Annotated in this window: 25 protein-coding genes and 2 pseudogenes; 12 read left to right on the top strand and 15 right to left on the bottom strand. The window is 49.7% G+C overall.

Annotated features, from left to right (window positions below; translation table 11 throughout):
• Positions 1–19: 19 nt before the first annotated feature.
• From AC1UKS_RS16175 to AC1UKS_RS16155, 5 genes are all read left to right on the top strand, one after another.
• Complete coding sequence (locus tag AC1UKS_RS16175) at positions 20–697, top strand: GntR family transcriptional regulator (RefSeq protein WP_482437016.1); 678 nt, start codon at positions 20–22, stop codon at positions 695–697.
• 145 nt (positions 698–842) lie between these two features.
• A complete protein-coding gene (iraP, locus tag AC1UKS_RS16170; protein ID WP_265909981.1) occupies positions 843–1,193 on the top strand; it encodes an anti-adapter protein IraP in 351 nt (116 codons plus the stop codon).
• Positions 1,194–1,348: 155 nt separating this feature from the next.
• Positions 1,349–1,507, top strand: coding sequence for a hypothetical protein (locus tag AC1UKS_RS16165; RefSeq protein ID WP_167738374.1), 159 nt, complete (start codon positions 1,349–1,351; stop codon positions 1,505–1,507).
• 199 nt (positions 1,508–1,706) lie between these two features.
• Positions 1,707–2,357, top strand: a complete 651-nt coding sequence (zinT, locus tag AC1UKS_RS16160; protein ID WP_482434516.1) for a metal-binding protein ZinT — start codon at positions 1,707–1,709, stop codon at positions 2,355–2,357.
• Positions 2,358–2,844: 487 nt separating this feature from the next.
• Complete coding sequence (locus tag AC1UKS_RS16155) at positions 2,845–3,006, top strand: YnfU family zinc-binding protein (RefSeq protein WP_225309779.1); 162 nt, start codon at positions 2,845–2,847, stop codon at positions 3,004–3,006.
• Between the two features lie 437 nt (positions 3,007–3,443).
• Here the strand turns inward: AC1UKS_RS16155 and AC1UKS_RS16150 are convergent, their stop codons facing one another.
• From AC1UKS_RS16150 to AC1UKS_RS16130, 5 genes and pseudogenes are all read right to left on the bottom strand, one after another.
• Positions 3,444–3,989: a cysteine hydrolase family protein gene (locus AC1UKS_RS16150; protein ID WP_482434514.1), complete on the bottom strand. Its 546-nt coding sequence runs from the start codon at positions 3,987–3,989 to the stop codon at positions 3,444–3,446.
• 78 nt (positions 3,990–4,067) lie between these two features.
• Positions 4,068–4,221 (bottom strand): annotated as a pseudogene (locus AC1UKS_RS16145) (ArsC/Spx/MgsR family protein); the annotation flags it as partial.
• Between the two features lie 20 nt (positions 4,222–4,241).
• Positions 4,242–5,495, bottom strand: a complete 1,254-nt coding sequence (locus AC1UKS_RS16140; RefSeq protein WP_482434512.1) for a diguanylate cyclase domain-containing protein — start codon at positions 5,493–5,495, stop codon at positions 4,242–4,244.
• Between the two features lie 190 nt (positions 5,496–5,685).
• Complete coding sequence (locus AC1UKS_RS16135; RefSeq protein WP_482434510.1) at positions 5,686–6,438, bottom strand: NAD-dependent epimerase/dehydratase family protein; 753 nt, start codon at positions 6,436–6,438, stop codon at positions 5,686–5,688.
• A 140-nt stretch (positions 6,439–6,578) separates the two neighbouring features.
• A complete protein-coding gene (locus tag AC1UKS_RS16130) occupies positions 6,579–7,478 on the bottom strand; it encodes a LysR substrate-binding domain-containing protein (protein ID WP_482437015.1) in 900 nt (299 codons plus the stop codon).
• Positions 7,479–7,565: 87 nt separating this feature from the next.
• On the opposite strand from AC1UKS_RS16130, the gene AC1UKS_RS16125 reads away from it, so the two are divergent.
• Positions 7,566–7,868 carry a carboxymuconolactone decarboxylase family protein gene (locus AC1UKS_RS16125; RefSeq protein WP_041691938.1) on the top strand — a complete coding sequence of 101 codons (303 nt, stop codon included), beginning with the start codon at positions 7,566–7,568 and terminating at the stop codon, positions 7,866–7,868.
• A gap of 5 nt (positions 7,869–7,873) precedes the next feature.
• Positions 7,874–8,260 (top strand): tautomerase family protein, encoded by a 387-nt coding sequence (locus AC1UKS_RS16120; protein ID WP_482434508.1) that lies wholly within the window; start codon positions 7,874–7,876, stop codon positions 8,258–8,260.
• 115 nt (positions 8,261–8,375) lie between these two features.
• Here AC1UKS_RS16120 and AC1UKS_RS16115 read toward each other — a convergent pair whose 3' ends face one another.
• Complete coding sequence (locus AC1UKS_RS16115; protein ID WP_482434506.1) at positions 8,376–9,131, bottom strand: DeoR/GlpR family DNA-binding transcription regulator; 756 nt, start codon at positions 9,129–9,131, stop codon at positions 8,376–8,378.
• Between the two features lie 86 nt (positions 9,132–9,217).
• Here AC1UKS_RS16115 and AC1UKS_RS16110 point away from each other — a divergent pair, with 86 nt between their 5' ends.
• Together AC1UKS_RS16110 and AC1UKS_RS16105 are read left to right on the top strand one after the other, a co-directional pair.
• Positions 9,218–9,817 (top strand): GDP-mannose pyrophosphatase, encoded by a 600-nt coding sequence (locus tag AC1UKS_RS16110; RefSeq protein ID WP_482434504.1) that lies wholly within the window; start codon positions 9,218–9,220, stop codon positions 9,815–9,817.
• Entirely contained in the window at positions 9,810–10,172 is a 363-nt protein-coding gene (locus AC1UKS_RS16105) for an NUDIX hydrolase (protein ID WP_482434502.1), read from the top strand. The genes AC1UKS_RS16110 and AC1UKS_RS16105 overlap by 8 nt, the downstream gene beginning before the upstream one ends.
• Before the next feature lie 52 nt (positions 10,173–10,224).
• Here AC1UKS_RS16105 and AC1UKS_RS16100 read toward each other — a convergent pair.
• Together AC1UKS_RS16100 and AC1UKS_RS16095 are read right to left on the bottom strand one after the other, a co-directional pair.
• Positions 10,225–10,428: pseudogene (locus AC1UKS_RS16100) on the bottom strand (GNAT family N-acetyltransferase); the annotation flags it as partial.
• Positions 10,429–10,489: 61 nt separating this feature from the next.
• Positions 10,490–11,278 (bottom strand): sulfite exporter TauE/SafE family protein, encoded by a 789-nt coding sequence (locus AC1UKS_RS16095; protein WP_482434500.1) that lies wholly within the window; start codon positions 11,276–11,278, stop codon positions 10,490–10,492.
• Positions 11,279–11,386: 108 nt separating this feature from the next.
• Between AC1UKS_RS16095 and AC1UKS_RS16090 the strand changes: the two genes are divergently transcribed.
• The 3 genes from AC1UKS_RS16090 to AC1UKS_RS16080 all read left to right on the top strand — a co-directional run bounded on the left by AC1UKS_RS16090 (position 11,387) and on the right by AC1UKS_RS16080 (position 13,887).
• The gene (locus AC1UKS_RS16090; protein WP_482434498.1) at positions 11,387–12,154 is read left to right on the top strand and encodes an AraC family transcriptional regulator; all 768 of its coding nucleotides are present in this window, start codon (positions 11,387–11,389) and stop codon (positions 12,152–12,154) included.
• Positions 12,155–12,556: 402 nt separating this feature from the next.
• Positions 12,557–13,393, top strand: coding sequence for a winged helix-turn-helix domain-containing protein (locus AC1UKS_RS16085; protein WP_482437013.1), 837 nt, complete (start codon positions 12,557–12,559; stop codon positions 13,391–13,393).
• Positions 13,390–13,887 (top strand): FidL-like protein, encoded by a 498-nt coding sequence (locus AC1UKS_RS16080; protein ID WP_482434497.1) that lies wholly within the window; start codon positions 13,390–13,392, stop codon positions 13,885–13,887. Before AC1UKS_RS16085 ends, AC1UKS_RS16080 begins: the two co-directional genes overlap by 4 nt.
• A gap of 101 nt (positions 13,888–13,988) precedes the next feature.
• Here AC1UKS_RS16080 and AC1UKS_RS16075 read toward each other — a convergent pair whose 3' ends face one another.
• The 7 genes from AC1UKS_RS16075 to AC1UKS_RS16045 form a co-directional block, all read right to left on the bottom strand.
• Entirely contained in the window at positions 13,989–14,423 is a 435-nt protein-coding gene (locus AC1UKS_RS16075; RefSeq protein ID WP_482434495.1) for a DcrB-related protein, read from the bottom strand.
• Positions 14,416–16,593, bottom strand: a complete 2,178-nt coding sequence (locus AC1UKS_RS16070; RefSeq protein ID WP_482434494.1) for a peptidase domain-containing ABC transporter — start codon at positions 16,591–16,593, stop codon at positions 14,416–14,418. The genes AC1UKS_RS16075 and AC1UKS_RS16070 overlap by 8 nt, the downstream gene beginning before the upstream one ends.
• Before the next feature lie 16 nt (positions 16,594–16,609).
• On the bottom strand, positions 16,610–17,869 hold the full coding sequence (locus AC1UKS_RS16065; protein ID WP_482434492.1) for an HlyD family secretion protein: 1,260 nt from the start codon (positions 17,867–17,869) through the stop codon (positions 16,610–16,612).
• A gap of 26 nt (positions 17,870–17,895) precedes the next feature.
• Positions 17,896–19,218 (bottom strand): TolC family outer membrane protein, encoded by a 1,323-nt coding sequence (locus AC1UKS_RS16060; protein ID WP_482434490.1) that lies wholly within the window; start codon positions 19,216–19,218, stop codon positions 17,896–17,898.
• Between the two features lie 39 nt (positions 19,219–19,257).
• Entirely contained in the window at positions 19,258–19,914 is a 657-nt protein-coding gene (locus AC1UKS_RS16055) for a response regulator (RefSeq protein ID WP_482434488.1), read from the bottom strand.
• A 67-nt stretch (positions 19,915–19,981) separates the two neighbouring features.
• The gene (locus AC1UKS_RS16050; RefSeq protein ID WP_482434487.1) at positions 19,982–21,034 is read right to left on the bottom strand and encodes a fimbrial protein; all 1,053 of its coding nucleotides are present in this window, start codon (positions 21,032–21,034) and stop codon (positions 19,982–19,984) included.
• Positions 21,035–21,047: 13 nt separating this feature from the next.
• Complete coding sequence (locus AC1UKS_RS16045; protein ID WP_482434485.1) at positions 21,048–23,636, bottom strand: fimbria/pilus outer membrane usher protein; 2,589 nt, start codon at positions 23,634–23,636, stop codon at positions 21,048–21,050.
• Positions 23,637–23,657 lie beyond the last annotated feature (21 nt).

Below are 23,657 nucleotides of genomic sequence, written 5' to 3'. Positions count from 1 at the left end.
TTCTCAGCACGCGCTGGATATCAAGACTGATGTCACAGAAACGGAGGAACGACCGGTGAGCGAACAGTCAGGACTATCGTTAAACGAGCAGGCGTATAGCCGATTCAGGCAGGCATTGGTCACCCTGAGCTACAAGCCAGGGGAATATCTGAATACCGCGCAGGTGATGAGCGACCTGGAGATGGGCAGGACGCCGGTGAATCAGGCCATCCACCGTTTAGCCAACGAAGGATTGCTACAGATCATTCCGCGCAAAGGGGTGATGGTGTCACCGCTGTCGGTGGATGACGCGTTAGAGTTGATTGACGTCCGACTGGCCAATGAAATGCTGTGTATGCGGCTGGCCAGTTCGCGTATTTCTGCTCAGGAGCTGTCGGAACTCGACGCCATCAATCAGCAGATTGAAGCGGCCAGCGAACGCCGCGATCGAGACGAGATGATGCTGCTGGATAACCAGTTTCACCAGCTGTTGGCCAGAATTTCCGGCAATAAGATGTTGATGGATATTCTTAGCGTGCTGCATGGGCAATCGCAGCGCTTCTGGGCCAGCTCGCTGTCGAAAGAGGGGCATATGCAGGAAGTGATTGAGGAACATCGGGCGATTATCAGCGCGCTGGCCGCACGGGACGGGCAGGCCGCCGCCGAGGCCGCCGAAGTGCATATTTTGTCATTCCGCCATGCGCTGTTGCGTCGCTAACCGACTCACAATACCGCACCTGTTATCGATTGAAGCGGGCGCTCACCCGCTGTTTGCTTTATTCGCGGTATTAAATCTTCTCCCCCATCTTGAGTAAAGTTTCTACAGCGGTAAGATATCCTTCGTTTCCAGGGGGGGACCTTCAATGAAAAACGTCATCTTTAGTATGCTCGCTAAAATTTCAAAAATGGATGCGGAATCCAAGCAGTTAACCGCACAGGTGGAAGCGCAGTCCTTACTGATCGGGGCATTGACGCTGACGGTGGGTAAAAACGGCGGCATGACCCGAATGGTCGAGAGCGTGAACAAAGCCATCAATTCGGTACTTGATTCGCAAGATGATGTGCTGAGATCCGATGCGGATATTTTGCTGAACGAATTCCGTAACCTGCTGGAAGTGACGCGTCTTATCGAACAGGCTGATGCCGAACTCGATCAGGAGGCGCTGGCCGCAGCGGGCGGTGATTCACTGGGGATCTTGCCCCAGCCGAAGTAGGGTCACCTGACGCCGCTTCAAACGGGGCCGTGATGGGCCAACGTCACCGGCCTGCAGCTTATTTTTTCTTTTGTCCTGATGTGTGATGTCAGGCACCTATTGCGTAAAAGCACCTCCTATAGTTAACACACCCATATGGGGTAACGGAGGTGAATATGTCTGAACGTCCCGATGACCTTGAACCACTCCCAGATGATGCAGAGTTCCCTGAGGAGGAAGATGAAGATGAAGCCGGATTACCATTAGGCACGGACGATGTAGAAAATCCCGTTGAAGATGATGATGAGCCTGTAGATCCACGAGAAGACATCTGAATTCTCTGACAAACCGCCAGAATGGCGTGCGCCATACCCGATTTCGGGGGCCACGCCATCAGCGCGGTTTTTTTTCGTCCTGAATTCAGCTGTATTAACCCCGCTTCACACCGCCAGAGGCGTTTTCAACACATCTTGTTGAGTTTTGATATGTTATATCATAACATTTATTCCTCTGTTACTTTTCGAGGATTCAATTTTGGCTGGTCACTTTGGAAAATTTGCGTTAGCTCTGAGTACTCTTCTGGTCAGCGGACAGGCGCTGTCGCATGGTCATCATTCGCACGGTGCGCCGTTATCGGAGGTCGAGCAGAAGGCGGCTGACGGGGTGTTTGACGACAAAAACGTCAAGGACCGCAAGCTGGAAGATTGGGATGGCGTCTGGCAATCCGTTTATCCGCTGCTATTGAAAGGCGAACTGGATCCGGTATTCAGGAAAAAAGCGGAAAAGGATAAGAGTAAAACCTTCGAGGATATTAAAACCTATTACCGCAAAGGCTATGCCACCAACATTGAGAGCATCGGCATCGAGAATGGCACCATGGAGTTCCACGTGGGCGAGCAGGTCAGTAGCTGTAAGTATGACTATGCGGGCTACAAAATCCTGAACTATGTCTCTGGTAAGAAGGGCGTCCGCTATCTGTTCACCTGCTCTGATGCCAGCAGCAAAGCCCCGAAATTCGTGCAGTTCAGCGACCATATTATCGGTCCGCGTAAGTCGTCCCACTTCCATATCTTCACTGGCAATACCTCCCAACAGGCGCTGTTGGCCGAAATGGACAGCTGGCCGACCTACTATCCGTTCCAGATGACGGACGAGCAGGTGGTTGACGAAATGCTGCACCACTAAGGCGATAATTGCCCCGAGCGGGGGTGATTATCTGCGCCGTTCTACCCGTTATCAGGACGAAAAAAAGCCCACTCGAAGGTGGGCTTCTTCTCACTTGCCGGATAGTAGGAGTACCCAGCATGTTCATGAATAGGGCGATGAGGTGACTACCATACAGTGATCTCATCAGATAGACAGCCTTGATCAAAGTTTAGTCAGCTTTAGGCCGGGCAGGGCAATAATTAATTAGTAAGCAGGCTAATAATAACTATAGCAAGAAGTGCTAAGAATCATCTTAAGGATTGCGGGATAATCTCTCTCGCCCCCTTCAAGAGCTAAGCCAATGCGAGTGCCGGAGATAAGCGCCGGATGGGGAGCAGTATTTAAAGAGGTCGCCATTCGGCGGCCTTTTCTCGTTTTGGCTTTCATGCAGAATGCGAGAACGAACAGAATAAAAAATAATCAGCAGTGGTATGATTAGGCCCATTCACCAAAAAGGTCGACGATAATGTCCTTCTTAAATCAGCTTATGGGCAGAATGACCAAAGGAACCTCTCAAACAAAATGCCCGGTTTGCGGTAAATCATCACAACAGTCATTCGCCAAAGTGAACCGTGAACAAACGCTCCTTTGTCCGCACTGTAAATCCCTGTTCGTCGTCCATCCTTAAGGCCCAGCTGAGCTATACTTTAGCTACCGAATAATGGGTGAAGGAGGTCTTATGCTCACAGACCCGGAAGTCAAAAGGTGGGCCTCACTGATGCTCACATCCGCCTTGCGCGGAGGCACGTGTAAAGAAACCATATGTCAGCAAATTGTTCTGTTGCGGACGCGTCATGGTACAGATGCACTGGAAGAGGTGTTAGAAGCAATGCTGTTGGAGGCGGGCCGTATCGGCACCTTGCACAGCGATGGCACCTTGTATGTCCAGCAGAGTGTTAACAAACCCGACCGACGCCCGCACTGATCGTTGCTGTTTCAGTTAAATCTGCCGCCTTCCTGACGTGGATCTCACTATTAAACGGGGTCCAGTTCACGAAGGCGGCTTTTTATGGGCCGCAGGTTGCGGCGGCGGGGCAGCAAGCCAGAGCTGTCATCAATATGCGATTATTTGTCAGCGGAAAATTGCACGTCAGTGGTGGTGGCAAGGGTAACAAACGGACCCGACAGCGTTTTATTGTGATGGTCGATAATCTGCTGCGGAGATAAGTAACCATTGTCCACCGTGGTGTGCGCATCTGAGATCAGCACCGCGGCAAACCCCTGTTCAGCTGCCGCGCGACAGGTGGTGTCGACGCAAAATTCCGTTTTCATTCCGGCAATAATTAACCGCTTGATCCCTTTCTGTTTGAGCTGTTGCTGCAGTTCAGTGTCCCTGAAACAGCTGGGAAAACGTTTTGTGAAGATCACATCTTTATCCGCATCCACTTCCAACTCAGGGATCAATTGGGTTAACGGGCCCTGTTCACAAAAAGGCGAATTATCCGGTCCAATATGACGGGCATAAAAGACCGGTGCGCCAGCCTGTTTCGCTTTTTCAATGAGCTGGCAAATATTAGCCAAAACGGATCCCGCTGCCTGTGGGGCGGGTTGTCCATAAAAAAGGCCATGCTGCATATCAATCACTAACAGCGCACTTTCAGATCTCACCATGTTGCGTTTCCTTTCAGATGGTCATGAACGGTGGATGACACCATTACCGTGCCGATCAATGACCACTTCACCGTCCTCTTAGTTAAATGCATCCTGCTGCGGGTTTGGCAAAATGTCCAGAACCATCTTCTGATGGACGACAGAGTTTGGTGCTGAGCGGCGTCAAGACCACCGGGCGATCGATCAGAACGGGATCTGCCAGCATTGCGTCCAGCAGTTCTTCGCCATCGTAGCCGCCACGAAGGCGGCTTTTTATGGGGCTGACGTTGCGGGCTCGAAAAACTGATATGACCCGTCACCCCGGGCTTTCGCCTGGTACATGGCTTTATCGGCATTATCAAATAACACCCTGGCCGATGCGGTGCCAAACTGTGCGAGGCTGATGCCTATTGCCGCCCCGACCTGTACCTTGATGCCATTAATAGAAAAAGGCTCTATCAAACTGTCGATCAGGCGTTGGGCAATGGTCGACGCCACCTCGCGATTGCTGCACTTGGCGGCCACCACAAATTCGTCTCCCCCCATGCGTGCCACCGAGTCGCCCGGTCGCATACAGTGTTGTAGCCGTTCGCTGACCCGCTGCAGCAGGACATCTCCCGTCGCGTGCCCCATTGAGTCATTGACCGCCTTGAACCCATTCAAATCGATAAACAGCACCGTTGTCCAGGCCCGATCTTCGCCCTGCGAGAGCATGCAGCTAACCTGTTCGTTGATCCAGGCCCGATTGGGCAATCCGGTCAACGTATCGTGAGTCGCCAGCTTTTCGAGTTTCCGCATCCTTTCCTTATCACGCGTAATGTCGCGCGAAATCAGCACGGCGCCGATGTTCTTGCCTGAGGAAGGATCGCTGACGCTACAGGCCTTGGTGCCCAGCGTCATGTAATGGCCGTCGCGGTGTAGCTTGCGCACCTCAACCACGTCCGGCAATTCGCCGCCGTTGAAGAGGTGTTCCAGCACCTCCGTGGCAGATGCGCGGTCGTCGGGATGCAGGAAATCCACCACCCGCTGGCCGGTCATCTCATCGGCTGACCAGCCGATCATTTTGCTGTAAGAGGGCGAAATCGAAACGTACCTGCCGTCGGCGTCGCAGTGGGCGATCAAATCCGTACTGTTTTCAATCAGCAGACGATATTCCGCTGCGGTGCGCAGCGCGTCTTCCAGCGCTTTACGCTGTGCGGTGATATCAAGAATAAAGCCGCTGTAACGCAGGCGAGGCACACCGGGTTGGCGATCCGGCAGGCCGGAGACAATCACCCGCCGCGTCGTTCCGTCCAGGCATTGGATAGGCACTTCGAGACTAAAAGGCGTCACACATTCCAATGCCGCAGCCAGTTGCAGCGCGATCTTCGCATCATCATCCGCCTGTGCCAGCCTTAGCCAGGCACAGAGCGTGACGCCTTTCAGCGCAGGCATCAGGCCTGCGGGGGTTTCCTGACTGGCGATGCATAAGCCTTGGGCGTCCATGGACCAAACGGCGGAGAGGGTAGGTTTGATCACAGTGTTCATGATGGTTGGATCCAGTGATTGCTGACGCTCTAGCCTGTCTGACAGCGTTTTCTACGATGCCATTTTGCCTGCAGAATTGAGCGGGAATTATCTATGACGCGTTCAGGTAAAGAAGGTTATGACTGCGTATATCGGCCATTCAGCCCACAACCTTTAATGAAACCTTCTTCAGGTCACGGGCGTGATCCGGTTAGCGGAAAAGCTCCGGACCGGGATAAAACTCACGGAAGGCATCATCGACCGGCTGGTAACCCAGCACCTTGCGGGTCTCTGACAAATCGAATCGCTTAAAGCGGTTATCTGAAATGCCGTAGCCGATAAAGAAGGTTATATCTCTGGCTTCTATCGCGCAGGTGATGAGCTTCACGGCATCTTCCGGGCTGAGCCAGGCGCTGTAATCGCGGGCATTATTCAGCGCATCCGCATGTCGGGTTTCAAAGGCGCCGATCCTGAGTGCGACAGATGACAGCCCATGTTGAGTGGCATAAAAAGAACAGAGCGCCTCGCCGTAGCATTTGGTGACGCCATACAGATTGGCTGGTGCGACGGCCATACCCGGAGAGATTTGCACGTCAACCGGATATCCTTCAATGGTCTGGGCACTGCTGGCAAACACAAAGCGACGACATGTGGTGGCTGCAGCCGCTTCCAGCAGCCAGGTGATGGAGAGGATGTTGGCCGGCAAGAGCTGTTCGAATTCCGCATCGGCGTCTGGGATCCCTGCAAGGTGCACGATCGCGTCAGGTGGCGCTGCAGACAGCAGTTTTGCGGCCGCTCCTGGTTTCGACAGGTCTGCGGCGATAAACCGGTGAGGCGATTCGATCTCATAGTCCGGGAGGTTCAAATCAGTCAGGATAAATTCATAAGTCTCGCGCATCTTATTAAACCAGGTGCGCCCAATGCGGCCGCTGGCACCTGTAAGCAGAATTGTTTTTACCGTCATCGTGCCGGATTCCTTGTTTCGTTAATCCATCATCGGGCTGATACCAAGCGAGTTTAGCTCGGGCATGGCGGTCTGTAAGTCTGAGCCGCATGGAATTATGGCAAACAATCCGCCGTGATGAAGGTCAGGGATGAAAGTAATCACGACTTCACGCTGAGCAGAGCCTGCTCCATCAGGTGCCCCAGCACCGTCCGTGCATCAGCATTCGCTTCATTCCGTCTTCCCAGTTGTAGCGTAATCCCCAGGTTCCCCGGCGAAGGCAAAATGCTTCCCGTCACCCGCAGATTACCCGGCATCCCCACGCGCGTTCGGACGGTAATCCCCAGTCCTGCCTGAACCGCCGCCCAGATACCGCTCAGGCTGTGGCTGACAAATACCACCCACCAGGGAATGCCAGCCCGGTCCAGACAGGCGAGGGCAGGTGAGCGCATCAGGCACGGGCTATCAAACATCACCAGCGGCAAGGGTTCGCCTTGCTCCAACAGCGTGCTGACGTCAAATTCTGCATGCTGTATCCACTCAAGCGGGAAGTGGCTAATCAGTTTGCCCTCACGCTGTGCGTTCTCCGGCTGCCATAACAGCGCCATATCCAAAGCGTTGTCATCAAGCGCATTAAGCAGCGCCTGGTTGCGGTCAACGCGGGCAATAATCCGCATTCCCGGATGGTGGCGTGTAAACTCGCCGAGGATGCCGGGCATCAGCGACTCGCCAAAGTCTTCCTGCAACCCAATGCGGATTTCCCCCTGTAACAGCTCGCCTTTCACTGCACGCTGCGCCTCATCATTCAGCGCCAGCAGACGACGGGCATAACCCATTAAGATCTCTCCGTTAGGGGTCAACATCAGATGGCGTCCGTTCTTAACCACCAGCCCGGCACCGCATTGATGTTCCAGTTTCTTAAGCTGCGCGCTTACCGCGGAGGTGGAACGACAAAGCCGGGTGGCCGCCAGCGCAAAATTGCCGCACTCAATGCCGGCCACAAAACTGCGCAAGGCATCGAGATCCAGGGTCAGACTTAACTTTTCCATAATCATCCTGATAAACGGGACTCATGATCGCGTTTAATTTGATTTTCAGGATGAAAGTATTTCGTCAGACTCGCTTCACTGTCAATAAGGAGAAAGATGATGGCGAAATCCCTCAATCGGGAAACCCTGGCAAAGCTGGCACCGAAGCTGGCCGAACTGAGTCAGGAGATCCTTTTCAATGATATCTGGAAACGTGAAGCGCTTACGCCGCGCGAACGCAGCCTGCTTACACTGGGTGCGCTGACCGCGCTGGGCCGCGTGCAACAGTTACCCTGGCATATCGACTTCGCGCAACAAAATGGCCTGACGCGCGAACAGATCGTCGAAGCCTTCACGCACCTGGCGTTTTACGCTGGCTGGCCAGCCGCCGTTTCTGCCCTGACCTGTCTGGAAGAGGAGTAACAGGGATGCCTTTTACGCGAATCATATTGCGCCAGGGATACAGCCACGCGCAGATAATGCAGATCTCCGACATCCTGCAACAGAGTCTTGAGCAGGAGTTTGCCGTGCCGCCGAGCGATCGCTTTCAGGTTTTCGAAGAATTGCCTGCCAGACTCCGCGTGTTTGACCGCCATTATAAAAGTGGCGGACGTAGCGATAATTTTATTCAGTTCCATATCCTTGCTGGCAGGCCGCGTTCATTTGCACAAAAGCAAAACCTGAGCCGCGTATTGTGCGACAGACTGCAGGGTGACCTGAATATTCAGCCGGATGATGTGATGGTAATGATTCAGTTTAACAGCGCCGAGGAGTGGAGTTTCAGTCAGGGGCGGATGCTGTCTGAAGAGCAATGACGATCGCCATACAACCAGGCTGGTGGGGAGTGATGGCGTTAGTTAGCGCGAATTTTTCTGCGCTAAAACTAATCCGGGCCGTTCATTGCCGGACCAGCCTGCCGAGTCGTTGAAATTACGCTTTCATCACCGTGACGCCTTTTTCTTCAATGCTGCGAACCCAATTCTTATCGGCTGCGCTATCAACTACGATCGTGTCGATCAACCCGAGGTCACCAATCACAAAGGGTGACGCGGCGTTGATCTTTTCAGGAGAGACCAGCACGACCGTTTCTGCCGCTCTGCCGGAAAATGCACGTTTGATGCACGCTTCTTCGTAATCACCGGTGGTTAATCCCGCCTCGGTATGGATGCCGGTGACACCCATAAAGAAAATATCGGCCTGAATCTGACTAATGCCTTCAATCGTTGCCGCACCAACGGTCACAACTGAGTGTTTGAACAGCCGTCCGCCAATCAAAATCACCTCAATTGAAGGGTGCTCAATGAGTCCCAGGGCAATACTGGGACTGTGCGTGACCACGGTGATGCGCAGGTCATCAGGGAGACAGGCAATCAGTTCTGAGGTGGTAGTGCCGCCATCAATAATCACCACCTGACCTGAAGAAATCAGTTCTGCCCCTTTTTGCGCAACCTTCCTTTTGGCCTCTGTTTTTAATGACTTACGCTCGGAAAACGTGGCGGTGGCTGAAGAGGAAGGCAGCGCACCTCCGTGCACACGCTGCAAACGGCCTTCCGCGGCAAGCTCGCGTAAATCACGACGAACGGTGTCTTCTGAGACATCAAAGCGGACACTCAGATCCTTCGAGAGCACCTGTCCTTCCTTCAGAAGCTGTTCAAGGATGCGTTGTTTTCGTTGGCTGGTGAGCATGTCATTATTCCTGGTTTGCACGATAATTCTTGAATTTGCACGAAAGTGCTGCTTATGATGATAATCCTACGTATGGAGGAGTGAGTATGCAACCAAAACGTGCAGAAGTACGGATCGTCGACGAAAAAATTCTTTCCGATGATTGGTATTCTTTAAAGAAATACACCTTTGATATTCAACGGCGAAGTGGTGACTGGCAGCAACAAACGCGTGAGGTCTACGATCGGGGCAATGGCGCCACCATACTGCTCTATAACCGTGAGCGGAAAACGGTCATCCTGACTCGTCAGTTTCGTTTTCCAGTGTTTATGAATGGTCACGAGGGTTATCTGATTGAAGCAGCGGCCGGTCTGCTGGATAACATGGACCCTGAAAGACGCATAAAAGCGGAAGCCGAAGAAGAAACCGGCTTTAAAATTTCTACGGTGCAGAAGGTGTTCGAGGCCTATATGAGTCCGGGTTCGGTTACCGAAAAACTCTACTTCTACATTGCTGAATACGACGCAGGCGACAAGACCAGCGCGGGCGGTGGAATAGAGGCTGAAGGGGAAGACATTGAAGTGCTGGAAATGCCGCTGAAAAACGCGCTTGCCGCAGTCGAAAATGGCCTTATCGTTGATGGTAAAACCATCATGTTGCTATATCACGTAGCGTTAAAAGTCTTTTTACGAGGTTCCGATGAATAAGCAGCTGATTATTATCGCGGGTCCCTACCGTAGCGGAACCGAAGGAAAACAAGCGCTGATTGACGCTAATCTTGCACGTCTGGAAGAGGCCGCGCTGGAGGTTTATCAGCGAGGACACATTCCGGTCATCGGCGAATGGCTGGCGTTACCGTTGGCGAAAGCCGCAGGTTCAAAATCTATCGACGATGAAATAGGTGAGGCGATGATCTATCCGGTCGCGCACCGGCTTATCACCAGGTGTGATGCCCTGTACCGTATTGCAGGCGCTTCAAAAGGCGCCGATATGGATATCGAAATTGCAAGGAAACATGGGCTGGCAATTTATACCCGAATTGAAGATATCCCCTTGGCCTGATTGAATCGTTGAACGGCACTTTTAGCAAAAGCAGGCATGGTTAAACACATGCCTGGTTTAATCCACATACGCCAACCAGTAATCCGTCTGCATAAAAGCCTGATAGTTTTTCACCGGGTTTATCGAAGCGGTTTTGCCCGTTAAGCCAGTTATCTTCCAGCCTGCGCAGCATGTTAAATCCAGCGGCGATACTTTCCGCTTTCAACGCCAGGAAACCGCTGTAGTCCGGGGTAATATCCTCGATGGTGACATTCATCAGTAATGCCCTTCTGTTTTAAGTTTGCTGACGATGATCTGAATGTTGAATCAGGCGTACTTTAGATCAGCATCGCCAGCAGGACGACGCACAGTAGCAGCACATAAACACGCGCATGCCAGATATCCGGTACGGCGGGGATTGTGCGGCGGCTAAACACAATACCCGCCCAGCCGGTCAAAACCAGCACAGCTAAAATCTTCAGGCTGATATAGCCAAGATATCCGCTTGCCGGTATGTGATGCCAGCCGCTTATCGCGTAGGTCGTTGCACCGCACAGAGCCACCGGCAGTGAAAGCGGGTTAGCGGCACTGATGCAATCGCGCATGGTGTGGCCGTGACGGCGCAACAACGGCACCGTCATCACGCTGCCGCCCAGGCCCAGTAATGCGGCAATCATCCCAATCAGCACACCGCCGCCCGTCACGGTTGCAGGCGCTAAACGTCGGGGGGCGCTACCGCTGATGAATCCTTTGCGCAGCAGGCAATCAGCAATCGCCACCACCATATAGGCAATAAACAGCGCACGAATCAGCGCCTCGCCGATCGTTCCTGCCAGCCATGAACCGGCTACCGCCCCAATGGCGATAAACCCTACCAGCGGAAACAGGTTTTGCACAGCAAGCAGACCCGCGCGCCAGTTGCGATAGCTGACCCAGCCTGCGTTAAAAATCATCACCGCCGTCGAGGTGGCCACGGCGATATGCAACGCATTGCCTGCAACATCAGGCTGCCGCAGCAATAACTGGTAAACAAACGGTACCACCACAAAGCCGCCGCCAAAGCCAAACAGCACGGTAGTAATGCCGGTGGTAAAACCGGCCAGGGCGATAATCACAATATCGTTCAAGGGGATGTCCTGATAAGAAAATGAGGCAGCAGCTTAGCGTGCTGGCGACTCACTTCCCATTTGCGCAGCGCTCGATTACCCTTGCCAATCGGTCAGAAGGGGGCAGATGTGCGCAACGGAAAAATTGACGATTACGATCATCTGGATCGTGACGTGGTGTCGCTCGGCAATGACTATGTGCAGGGATTTGTCCTGCCGTACCATAAGCATCGCCGGGCGCAGCTGCTGTATGGCGCGACCGGTTTGATGCACGTATCAACGCATGACGGGGAATGGGTGGTGCCGCCGCAGCATGCGGTGTGGATCCCGCCTGAAACCCTGCATGGGGTTAAGTTTGTCGGCGTCAGCACGCGCAGTATCTATATCGAACCTGCCTGCGCGTCCGCGTTAAATAAAAACAGCCGCTGCGAAGTGATCGGCGTATCGCCACTGCTGCGGCAGTTATTGCTGGACGCAGTAGATTTGCCCGCGCTATATGACAGCGAACGAGACAGGGCGCTGATTAATTTGATGTTGCTGGAGCTGGCGGCAATGCCGGTACGTGATTTCGATATTCCCCTGCCGCAGCAGCCAGCACTGTTGGCGCTTTGCCAGGCTTTTTTGCTGGCGCCAGCCATCCACGATCCCGCTGAACGCTGGGCCAGCGCGCTCTATATGAGCGCCAGCACCTTTCGCCGCCATTTTCTGCAGCAGCTCGGGATCTCATTTTCGGCTTGGCGTCAGCGTGCCTGCGTGGTCAGGGCGTTGGCTTTATTGATAGAAGGAAAATCGGTGAAAGAAGTGGCGTTGTTATTGGGGTATGACACGGGTTCATCCTTCGCGACGATGTTCCGCCGCGTGACCGGGCAGCCACCTTCACGTTATCATCCGACTTAAGTCCGACGTATTTACTGGCTTAATGACCTCCCGTTGTGGCTTTCTGAAATTAAAGAATGCGGACAGCGGCGGCAATGTGGTCTCTTATGACGCGGAAAAACTATTTATCAGATAATCACACATGTTAAAAACCCTATCATTAAAGCTCATATGGTTATTAAAATAATGACTGATGAATATCGTGGCGCTATGCAAAAATTTAAATATCTGAGTGAGCCAGAAAGTGTAACCTTGTTGGGGCAGGTGGTGCTGACTAACTCATTGTATTGATGAGAGTATTTTTCTTAAAATAGACAAGTATTGTTACATATGGGGGGCTAAAACAGTATCTGGCGCGATCAGTGCTTCTTGATTTAACTTAACCTATAATGTCAGGACGTGATGATAATTCAGTGGTTTTTGATGATTTATATAATTGATGGCAATATTACTTACAATCCTGATGATTGCACCCTGGGCCATATACCCACTGAAGAATCCGTAAGTCTTAGCATCTCTGCAGGACGTTTGCTTGAGCGTTTATTGCGTTCCGAAGGGGAGATCCTGACAAGAGATACGTTGCTGACTGAGATATGGGATAAGTATGGCTTGCGTGGATCAAACGCCAATCTTAATCAATATCTGAGTATTCTAAGGCGCGTATTGGCTGGATTTGGATGTGATAATCTGATCATCACCATCCCCAAAACGGGGATCCGCCTGAATAGCGACATCAAAATCGAGCGGCAGTCTCCGCCACCAATCATCCTCAACGAAGCGCCTTCTGAAGTGACGGAGGCAAACGATCAACACCAAACCGTGTTAGCTGAAGTTGCTTCGGTGCTGCCTTCAGAACAGGAAAAACTGTCATCTGTAACGCCATGGTTGACCCGTAGTTTATTGACTCTTTCTGTATTGGCAATGCTGCTTGCGGTCGGAACCAGCGGCTATTACTGGATGATACGCCCAGCTGAGCAGAGGTTATCCACGACCACAATAAAGCTGGAGGGGGGGTGTGAGGCGGTTTTATTACATGGACTGGATGTACTCCAGCGTCAGTCATTAAATACGCAAATCCAGGAAGTAATAAAAGAAAATAATCAGACCTGTGATGCCAGTCATCGTTTTTACTTTGACAATAACACTTCATTCACCACGCACAATTATGGCCGTACCATCCTTTCATCTTGTGAAGTAAACAGTACAGGTCATGTTATTTCATGCAATAATTTTTATTACCTCGACTGGAGAATGAATTGAAAAGGAAAGTTTATTTAATCTCGGCGATGATGCTGATTGCATTAACACTGATGCTGATAATCGGTGTGGATTACATCTCTAAAAAAAATGATACCTATCCGTTTCGCTGCGCGACATTTTCCCGTTACGATTTGAGTCGCAACGAGGGGAAGATTTTTGAATTTGCAGTCACCCAGGATCTGCGTTTTCAAGATGAGAAAGCAGGATATCTGCTGCTTAATGGGCAGGCGATATCAGGAGACAATACGACGATACTCGACAGAAGAATTATCCTCTCCAGTGGGAGTAAAATTGATAACGATACTTACCGTTACAGCATCAGCAAAACGATAAAGTCATCCACTGACACGACCCCTGATACACTTTTCAATATGCTATTAGCGGAACTCACGCTTGATCAGTCTTATCTTCAACTGAGTGTCGACAAAGTTGATGATAATTCCTATCTTATTGGTGCGCCGCTCTCCTATTTATTTACCTGCCAGCGTTATTGATTTTTTCTGAAAAAAAAGCCGCTATGGCGTTAGCGGCAAAGAGTACAACCAATATTACAGCATGAAATAGATCCAGAGGGGGGTATTAACTCAACACGGTTTTAGGCATGCGTTTTGAAGCTTTTCAGTGTTTCAATAAAACATTGATTATCTTCAGGTGTGAGAACGGAAGCTTTAGACATTGAAAAAATGAGCAGGTCTTCCATGTTCAGAGTGAAAATAGCTTGCTGCTGGTAAGAGCGCGTACCGGTTGGAGCCAGAAAGCTGTAATTAATCAAAACACCAGAGGTGGTGTTATCGCCGAGTTTGACTATTTTGTAAGGATCCTGGATCCAGTCTTTCATTGATGCTTTTAATATAGTGAACTGGCTGTCAATATAGTCCTCAATGCTGTTATGAATGCCAAGGCTGTCACGTGAGATAGTAATCGTTGGCCGAATGGATTTCGTATCGTTAAGCGAATTCAACGTTCTCTCTCTATAGCCAGAAGGTAATTCTACAGTTCCTTCACTGAAGCGACAAAGTGTGTTATTCATGTATGTTCTCCATTTCCTGACTGTTATCTGCACGAGAGAATAATTGTTCTGCCGTGACTTCACTAAGTTTACCGTTATGCATCATAACGATTTTGTCCGCACTACGAATAGTCTCTGGGCGGTGAGCAATGATAATGCGGGTAATATTCATGCTTTTGATCGAATTGTTGATCTTCGCTTCGTTGGTAATATCCAGGTGGCTGGTGGCTTCATCCAATACCAGAATTTGTGGGTCCCGATAAAGTGCCCGGGCAAGTAAGATACGTTGTAACTGCCCCCCAGAAAGAAATGAACCCATATCGCCAACCAGACTGTGATAGTTCATCGGCATTTTCATGATGTCGCCATGAATTTGTGCCAGCCGGGCGACGCGAGTAATTTTTGCGTGGTCGGGTTCGTTATCGAAGAAGCTGATATTTTCGCTAATAGAACCTGAAAAAAGGATATCATCCTGCATCACGCAGCCAATACGTTCGCGGTGATGAGAGAGTCCGGTTTGAGTAATATCCATACCCCCAACGGTAATACTGCCGCTCTCGGGATGTAATAAACCCAGAATGACTTTCGCTAAGGTAGTTTTTCCCTGACCCGATGGACCGACAATCGCGATACTCTCTCCCGCCCGGATGGTGAAGCTGGCATTGTCTATAACCCAGGCCTCAGTCGTACCGTAGCGGAATTTAATGTCTGTTAGTACGATATCTTGTGCAGCCTGTTCCTCATCGGGGCGATGAACCAGGCTCGGGCTGGCTTCAGAACTCGCTTCTGTTTCAGACAAGACGATGTCTGCAAGCCTTTCTCCATGCATACGCAGCATACGGAAGTCAATGATTGCATTGATTAAACCTGCACCACGACTCATAAACTGGTCGGAAAAACTGATGAATGCCGTCAGCATCCCTGCGGAGAAATTACCGTCGAGCACCTGTAGCGCGGCTAACCATACCAGCGCCACACGTCCTACTGACGTCAGTAAGCCCTGGGCAGAGCCAAACAGAATATTAAGTTTCTGAATAACAATGCCTTTATTGGTGCTGTCGACCATCAAATTCATATAGGCGGACAGTCGGGGTACCTGCTTATTATTCGTTTTGACGGCCTGAATACCGCGCAGTGTCTCCAGTAGCGAGGATTGCGTGCGTGCCGAACTGATAATCTGCTCTTCATTGGCGCGGCGAACCGGATCGTAAGCCATAAAGCGCAGCAGCGCATAGAGGCTAAACAGGCCAATAACCAGCCAGGCCAGCTTATCGTTATAAATAAACAGCATTACCACGGTAACAATGGACATTACGCCATCAAGCACCGTGCTGATAAATCGCGTGGTCAGCGTACTTTGTATGGTATTTAATGAGCCGTAACGCGAAAGAATATCGCCAACGTGACGCGATTCAAACCAGTCAAGAGGCAGCTTTAGCATGTGGTGGCAGACATTAATGGTCCACTGCACACTTAATTGGCTGGAGAACCAACTCATCACCCATGAACGTAAGGCCGAGATGACAGTCTGGAATAGAGCAATCATCATAAAACCGACGCCGAGTAGCGTTAACAATGAATAATCGGCAGAAACCAGCACCATATCCATGACCCATTGCATAAAGAATGGGGTTAAAACCCCGAACAGTTCCAACGCAATGGACAATATCAGCACCTGGACGAACGCGGATTTTACCCCTGTTACGCTGCCCACCAGTTTTCTCATCGAAATCCGCGCTTTTTCTTCCTTTACTTCAAACGTGGAAGAGGGAACCAGTTCCAGTGCGACGCCGGTAAATGTATCGGATGCTTCCTTAAATGTGACCTCACGAATTCCGCGCGCGGGATCGTGGAGCGTAATCTTATTACCGTGTACTTTCTTAAGCACGACGAAATGATTCAGTTCCCAATGTAAAATACAGGGAGTGCGAAGTTTTGACAGCTCTTCAAGATCAACGCGTAACGCGCGCGAGCTCATATTTAGCTGCTGAGCAATACCAATGACGTCGGAAAGTGTCGCCCCTTTAAGTGAGGTTGAAAACTGCCGGCGCAGGGAGATCATATCGATCTCATGCCCATGATAGTTAGCAATCATCCCTAAACAGGCCAGTCCGCATTCGGCCGCTTGCGATTGACGAATCAACGGCAAACGGTTAAACCATTTAAAATTGAGTTTCTCTAATAACTGCACAGAACAGACCTTCTAATCAGAGCGAAATTTTGTGACCCAGCGCGAATATCGGCTCAAGTACCCACTCATAAAGACGACGCTTATCGACGATGAAATCGGCATCCAGCGCCATTCCTGGTTTAAGTGACTCGTTTTGCATATAGGCTTTGATAGTTTGTTTATCTAATGCCACCAGTACACGGTACTGTTGTTCCTCAACGTTATTCTTTCCGGTCAACGTGGCGACTTCCTGCGGGGAAAGCGCTGTACGTGAGACCTCAATCACTTTGCCGTATTGCTGACCAAATTTCTGATAGGGAAAGGCTTTGTAACGCAGGACAACACGCTGCCCGGCCTGGATAAAGCCAATCGATTGGGTATTCACCATCATGCGGGCCACCAATTCACTGTCACTGGGCAATATCGAGATCGCGGACTGGCCAGCATTGAGCATTTGGCCATTTTTAATCATGATCATGCCAATATAGCCACTTTTCGGCGCGCGTAATTCGAATGACCGGCGCGCTTCATTTTCCACCAGCGACTGCCGGTTATCCGCTAATTGTCGTTCGATATCGTTACGCTTCTTGTTGTCGTCAAGCGGCTTCTCATCGCGTTGTTGCTGAGCCTGAAGGATCTTTTGCGCGATATCTAAAATCTGCCGCTGATATTCCTGTTGCCGTGCCTGGCTGTCGAGCAGGTTTGACTCCTGCTCTTCAACTTGTCGGCGGGATGCGTAACCCTCTTTATGCATCGCCTTGATTTTATCCAGCTGTAAGCGTGCCAAACTCACTTGCTTTTTGCGCTGTGCCAGCTGAATTTTTAACTGTTCCTGCTGGAGTTTGAGGCTGGTGATAGTCTCACTTACGCCCTGCATCTCAACGACATGCAGTTTGCTGAGCGTCTTCAAATCCTGCTGCAACCTTTCACGCTGGGCAGCCAGGTTTTCAGCAATCATTTGTCGGGTCTGACCCAGCTGTGTTGACACTTCAGATGACAACACCATCACAACGTCGCCTTTCTCAACATGCTGGCCTTCTTTGACCGGAATATCGACCACCGTCGCGCTTACCGGCGGCGGTACAACCAACATGCCATTTTTAGGGATTAATTCCCCCGTAGAGGATTCATATTTGGTATAGCTACCAAAAATAAAGAAAACGAGCGTTACTATCGTGATAGCGACGACGATGGAAATAACCAACCAGCGATAGGGTGGGCAATAAAGCGCGACGGTTCCAAGATTACCGCGGTTTGCTGCATCAAGCGCTTCCTGGCGAAAAAGTGACTGTTCCATTTAACTGTTCACTGTAATGAGTTGATTTATCGGCACTGAAAAAAATTCAGCATGTCGAGTGATAATGAGCCGGTACTTTGTGCAAGATTGAGCAGGGCATTTAAGTAATTCAACCGTGCCTCAGCTTGATCTTTAAGTACGTTGTAATATTTTTGCTGAGCGTCCAGTTCATCACTGACCGTGCGGAATCCCATTTCACGTCCATATTGAACGGAGACAACCTTCTTACTGGCGGAGGTGACCGCGTTCTTCTGGGCGTCGATCAAAGCCTTGCCGTTACTGAGACTGAGCCAGGCGGAACGGGTATCCTGTACGGCTTTGCGCTGCGCTTCCAGAGTGGTAAACCTGGCCGCTTCACGCCGGTAGGATGCCTCGAACGACTGTGATAGCTGGCTGCCTCCGGCAAAAAGCGGAACAGAGACGTTCACGCCGTATTGCAGGTTGTTACTCTTGGAGTTAGTGCCGAAAATGGCGTCATACAGGATGTTGTCTCCGTTATCGTTCCTGCTCCAGTTTTTGCCATAGCTGGCATACATCGACACCACCGGCATATGTGCACCATCCGCAGCCAGTACATCAGCGTCAGATTGGTCATGCTGGAATTGCGCAATTTTGACATCTGTATTGCGTAGTTGGCTGGCGCTTATCGCATCAGATAATGAAGTGTAGGGCGTCGACTTAAGGCACTGAAAGTTGACCGCTTCCAGCGTATCAGGGTTAACCCCGGACAAGCGGCGTACGGCTTCACCCGCCATGAGTAACTGGTTGCTGGCTTCAATCTCTTTGGCCTTTGCGATGGCATAATTAGCATTTGCCTCATCAACCTCGGTACGCGTGTTTTGATCGTTGCGTAAACCGGCCTGGAGCTTTTCCATTTGCTGCTTGAAAGTGTGGGTGGCTGCCTGAGCCGCCTGCAATACTTCCTGTTGGTAAAGTACCGTGAAATAGGCATTCGCAATTGAACCCAGCAGCTTTTCCTCAGCCAGGCGCGCCTGTGCTTCAGCAGTATTAGCTATCGCCACGCCTTTACGCCAGCCGGCATATTTGCTCATATCAAACAGCGGTTGCCGGACGCGCACATCATAGTTATGGCTGGTCACGCCGCTTTGATATTTTTTATCAGGTTGTTCCTGGCGGTCCCAACTTCCTTCCAGCGACAGTGTGGGCAACATTCCCGCCATACCTTGCCAATATTTCTGTTTATCGGCATCACTGGTCTTTTGGCTTGCTTGCAACGCCGAATCATAGGTCAATGCTGCCTGCGCAGCCTGTTGTAAGTTAGTTGCATGTGCACCGAATGAGATGCCGGTAAATGCAATTAAAAACCCGGTGATTTGATGGTGTTTCATAATTTTTTTCGCTATTTCATGCAATAAATGATATCAGGATTAAGTGAGTTCCTGAGTCAAAACGTACTTGATTAAATCCGTATTGGAATTCAGGTGAAGCTTACGCATTGCGTTATATTTTTGTGTGGCGACAGTGCTGACACTCCGCTTACGAAACTTTGCAATGTTCATTAAGCTATAGCCCAAAGAAAAAAGTCTGATTATCTCCATTTCCGATGGCGTTAAAATTTCTTTCCTATCAGAAGAAGGCCGCTCGGATGACAGGTTTCTCATCTGTTCTGAATAAAAAATGCCTTTATTTGCATTAGAGATCCAACGAAAAGCTTCGACTAGCTGATGGCGTTTATCACGTTTACTGACGATTCCATTAACAGGAATTCGAATCACTTTGTTCAAAACAGCCTGGTTAGTCTGATCGGTGAAAATGATAATGTTTATCTCAGGTAACTGTTTTCTTATCTCCTCAATTTTCCTTATGCCGTTTAGGTGTAAATTTCCAGGGGTGATATTAAGGTCGGTGATCAGAAAATCGGGTGGATTTTCGATGAGTTTTATCAGCAATTCCTCACCATCAACAGGATAGGGGGAAATTATTGGTCGTATAAGTTCAGCCGCAAGTATGCTCTGGATGGAATACACAATGAATGGACTTTCATCAGATATACCTATACGGAATTTATGTCTTTTATGTGGCATATTTTCTGATGAATCCTTTTCAGCTATATCCAGGTTAAAGCAAGGCTCCGGAGAGCCTTACCGAGTCTTATTGATAACTTATGGTATAGGTTGCCACCGCATTAGCGCTTCCGGAACCCACGGTATCTTTAGTCTGATAATAACGGGCATACAACGGCACCGTAATGAGTGCGGCCGAAAGAGGGTATGATGCCACGTTAAAGGGGGTTGCAAGCGCAACCGGTTGTTGGTTCTCATTCAAAATCTGTACACCTACGCCGCTTGCAGTCGACGAGGAGTTCAGTGTCATCACGCCGATATCTGACAGACCACTTTCCGCATCGCCATCAAATTGCATCATGACGTCAAATGAACCCGACAAGAGTGATTCACAGTTAAGTTGAATATCAAATGGGATCATGTTGCTGGTCTGCCCAATACCCGAACCCAATCCACTGCTTTTACTGACGGAATAACTGCCAAGCGGGACTGATTTATTGATATTACCGGCCACGGAACAGGTTTCGTCCTTAACGGTGATACCCGATTTAATATTAGTGAAAAGAAACATCAGGTCGGTACCGGTTACATAAGAGCCGACATCAAAGACATTTACGGTATTTCTTAGCGATGTTGAGCTGGCCGTGGACATTGAGGTTCTGACGATTTCAAACGGTACTGTCAGAGTCACATCTGTATAGTTCCCCACGGTCCCTCCACTGGTAATAGCATACTCAGAGATATTATTTCCCGTGGCAATAGATGCTGCCTCGCCTGACATATCGCCACCATACCCAGTATAAATCGTCAGACCGTAGCCCAGCGTGCCCTCTGCAATGGCTTTACGCTTGAAATACACTTCACCGATCAAATGGTCCTTTGCCTGCAGTGGGTTGTCGAGTGCGCACTTAAAGTTAACGGTGAAACTGCCGCTGTACACCACCGTACCCACCGGCACAGCGGATGAAACTGTCAATGCAAGAGAGCTGAAATCGACAGCTTCGTCAGTATTGATTTTTTTACACACTAACGTGACGTTATCATCAGCCTGAACGTTGGCTGACAGCATGCTAACGACAAATGCTAATATGATGGTGGTAAATGCATTATTCATTTTTCTAAAAAATTTAAAATATGGCATAAAGTTCACCTTATTAACCCTTGAATTTGTTATTGCTGGCATCATTTGACACATAGCGAAGATCACGGGATTTATCATCGCTACAGGTAGTTTCTATTCTGGCCAGCGTTTTATTATCGCTAATGCGAATCTTGTCTGATTCAAGGTTAACCAAACATTTGTCTGAGGGTGTTTTACCCCATGAAATATGCAGTTGACTGATGTCTTTATTCAGTCTGGCATAGATTTGCCCGCCCTGGGAAACCGTCGTCACGAGGTTTCCATTCTCATCATTCACTGCAGCGCCAAATGGAAGCGGGTTGCCGTCCAACTGATTAGCACGAATTAAAAGTGGCTGGCCTTTATTTGTTTTGTAATCGACCCTTACAACAGCGCCTTCAATTGGGATGACGCGTTGCTGAGTGGCTTCCAGTTCTACATCTAGTGGAATGCCTTTCGGGTCAATTGCCAATTCATTGATGCGATAGGGCATAAGATTCGGCACAATTGCGCGACCGTTGCCATCTAAAACAATGTTCGGATAACCAATGACATGTGCGCCACGTGCATCCGGGGCCGTAATAACAGCGTATGTTGTTGCCTGGTAAGCGCTAAAGGTCAGGCTGTCTGGTAAAGCGACGATTGTTCCACTGGCACCACCCGACGCAGAATAATAGTTACTTCCCTTAGTATACGAAGCCGTAAGCGTGCTATACGGGGAACGATATTGCCCACTGACAGAACCCGACTTACTGTTATCGACGTCTCGCGCTGCGCTGACGTTATAATTATATTGATCGTAATCGCCAGCCACGCCGTTTACTGCAGTTTGCGCCGTTACACCGTCCTTTGAGTGTGATGCACTACCGGTAAGGTAATGCTTACTGTCGCTGCCTAAAGGAACAGAGAAGTCCAAAGATAATTGAGTATCGTGGCCGCCTGTTGAATATAATAATCGGTTAGCAGAAAATGTATAGGCCACGCGACCCAGGGTATTATTATAACCTAGCTGAAATTGGGTGTTGGTACCCGGTGAATTCCAGTAGTTTTGAACAAAACCAGTAAGATATACATTCCCAAATGAATCTCCTAATTTTTGGCTTGCGGTCATCGAAAAACGCTGTTTTGCCCTGGAAAGAGATGTTTTAGTGGTCCCACTACCGTTTTTCTTATAATAGTTGTTAACCTGTAAGGCATCATTAAAACTGTAATAGCCAGAAGATGAGAAGCGATACGCAGCCAGTGAAAAATTGGTACTGGTTGAAGAGACTTTCTTGCTATAGGTTGCCCGGTAACTGACACCCTGTTTTTTGCTATCAGCATATTCAGTCTGCGCCCCGGTAATATCCAAAGAAATGGCGCCAAAAGGCAATCCAAATGCCCCACCCAGTAATAAGGAGGTGTAATTATCCGAGCCAAGAAGACCACCATAGCCTGTCAGGCTATTGGTAAATCCGTGCTGAAGGGTGCCCTGATATATTGAGGGCGTGTACACCATATTCGCGTGGCGTGATTGGCCACCGGTTAGGGTGTAATACGTCATTCCGGGACGTTTCAGGCGCGCCATAGCCGCGTAAGGCACGGAGAAATGTGATTCGCTTCCGTCTGCTTCTTTGATGGTGACATCCAGATCGCCGCCATATCCGGTGGGATATAAGTCTGTAATATTAAATGCACCCGGAGACACGGTGGTTTCATAGATTTTACTACCGTTTTGCGTCACGGAGACCTGGGCGTTTGTGCGCGCTACGCCGCGAATTTCAGGGGCATATCCACGTTGGGAGTCTGGCAACATCTGATCAACAGTCGAAATTTGTGCCCCCCGGAAAGAAAGGGTATCAAAAATCTCACCGCTGGTATTACCTTCACCCAACAGTAAACGCGATCTTAGCTGCGGAATATCACGCTGCACATAGGTATTAATATTATCATAATGATGATATTCGCTATCTTGCTGACGACGCCAGCTCAGTGCGCCATCGTGACGGAACATCCAGCCACCCAAGTTAAATCCGGCCAATGCACGGCCATAAAATGACTCATATTCTCTACCGCTGTTAACAGAACGGTAAAAGTTAGTATTGTAATTTAGTGAAAGGGCTGTCTCACCTTGATCCCAGAACTCGGGCGCTACATAGCCACGCGCTGTTCTCAGTAAATAAATTTGCGGAATCGAAATATCTATCTGCATATCGGCGCTATTTATTGCAGCATGACTATCTTCAATCACTTCTTCGAGCGCGGTACACTGTTTTTCTGAGCGTAAGTTAGTGATTTGTTGCGCACTAAAAATGCTGTCTTTAATAGCAAGGCTTTTTATTAAATCATAGGTTAGGCAAACCTTACTGCTATTCCCATCCTGTATCACGCGTACATTTTCGCGGCTTACCTGGCGGCCGTTTAGAAAAACATCAAGCGTATAAATGCCTGGATCGATTGGGTTCCCTTGGGAGTATCGGGTAACATCAACCTTTACCCCTGAAAGGTTTTTCACAAAGGATTCATCAAAATCATAGCTGGTATCTGCGAAAGTAGGGGCGGCTGAAGTTGTAAGAAAAACCGCCAATAAAGAGTGTAGAACATCTCGTCCAACTGACTTATTTATATAGACTTTCCCTGCCATATTTATCTCCTTTGATATAAC

The organism is Erwinia sp. AK-PDG3-5 (assembly GCF_056821705.1).
This window is presented reverse-complemented; position numbering and strand designations above follow the sequence as displayed.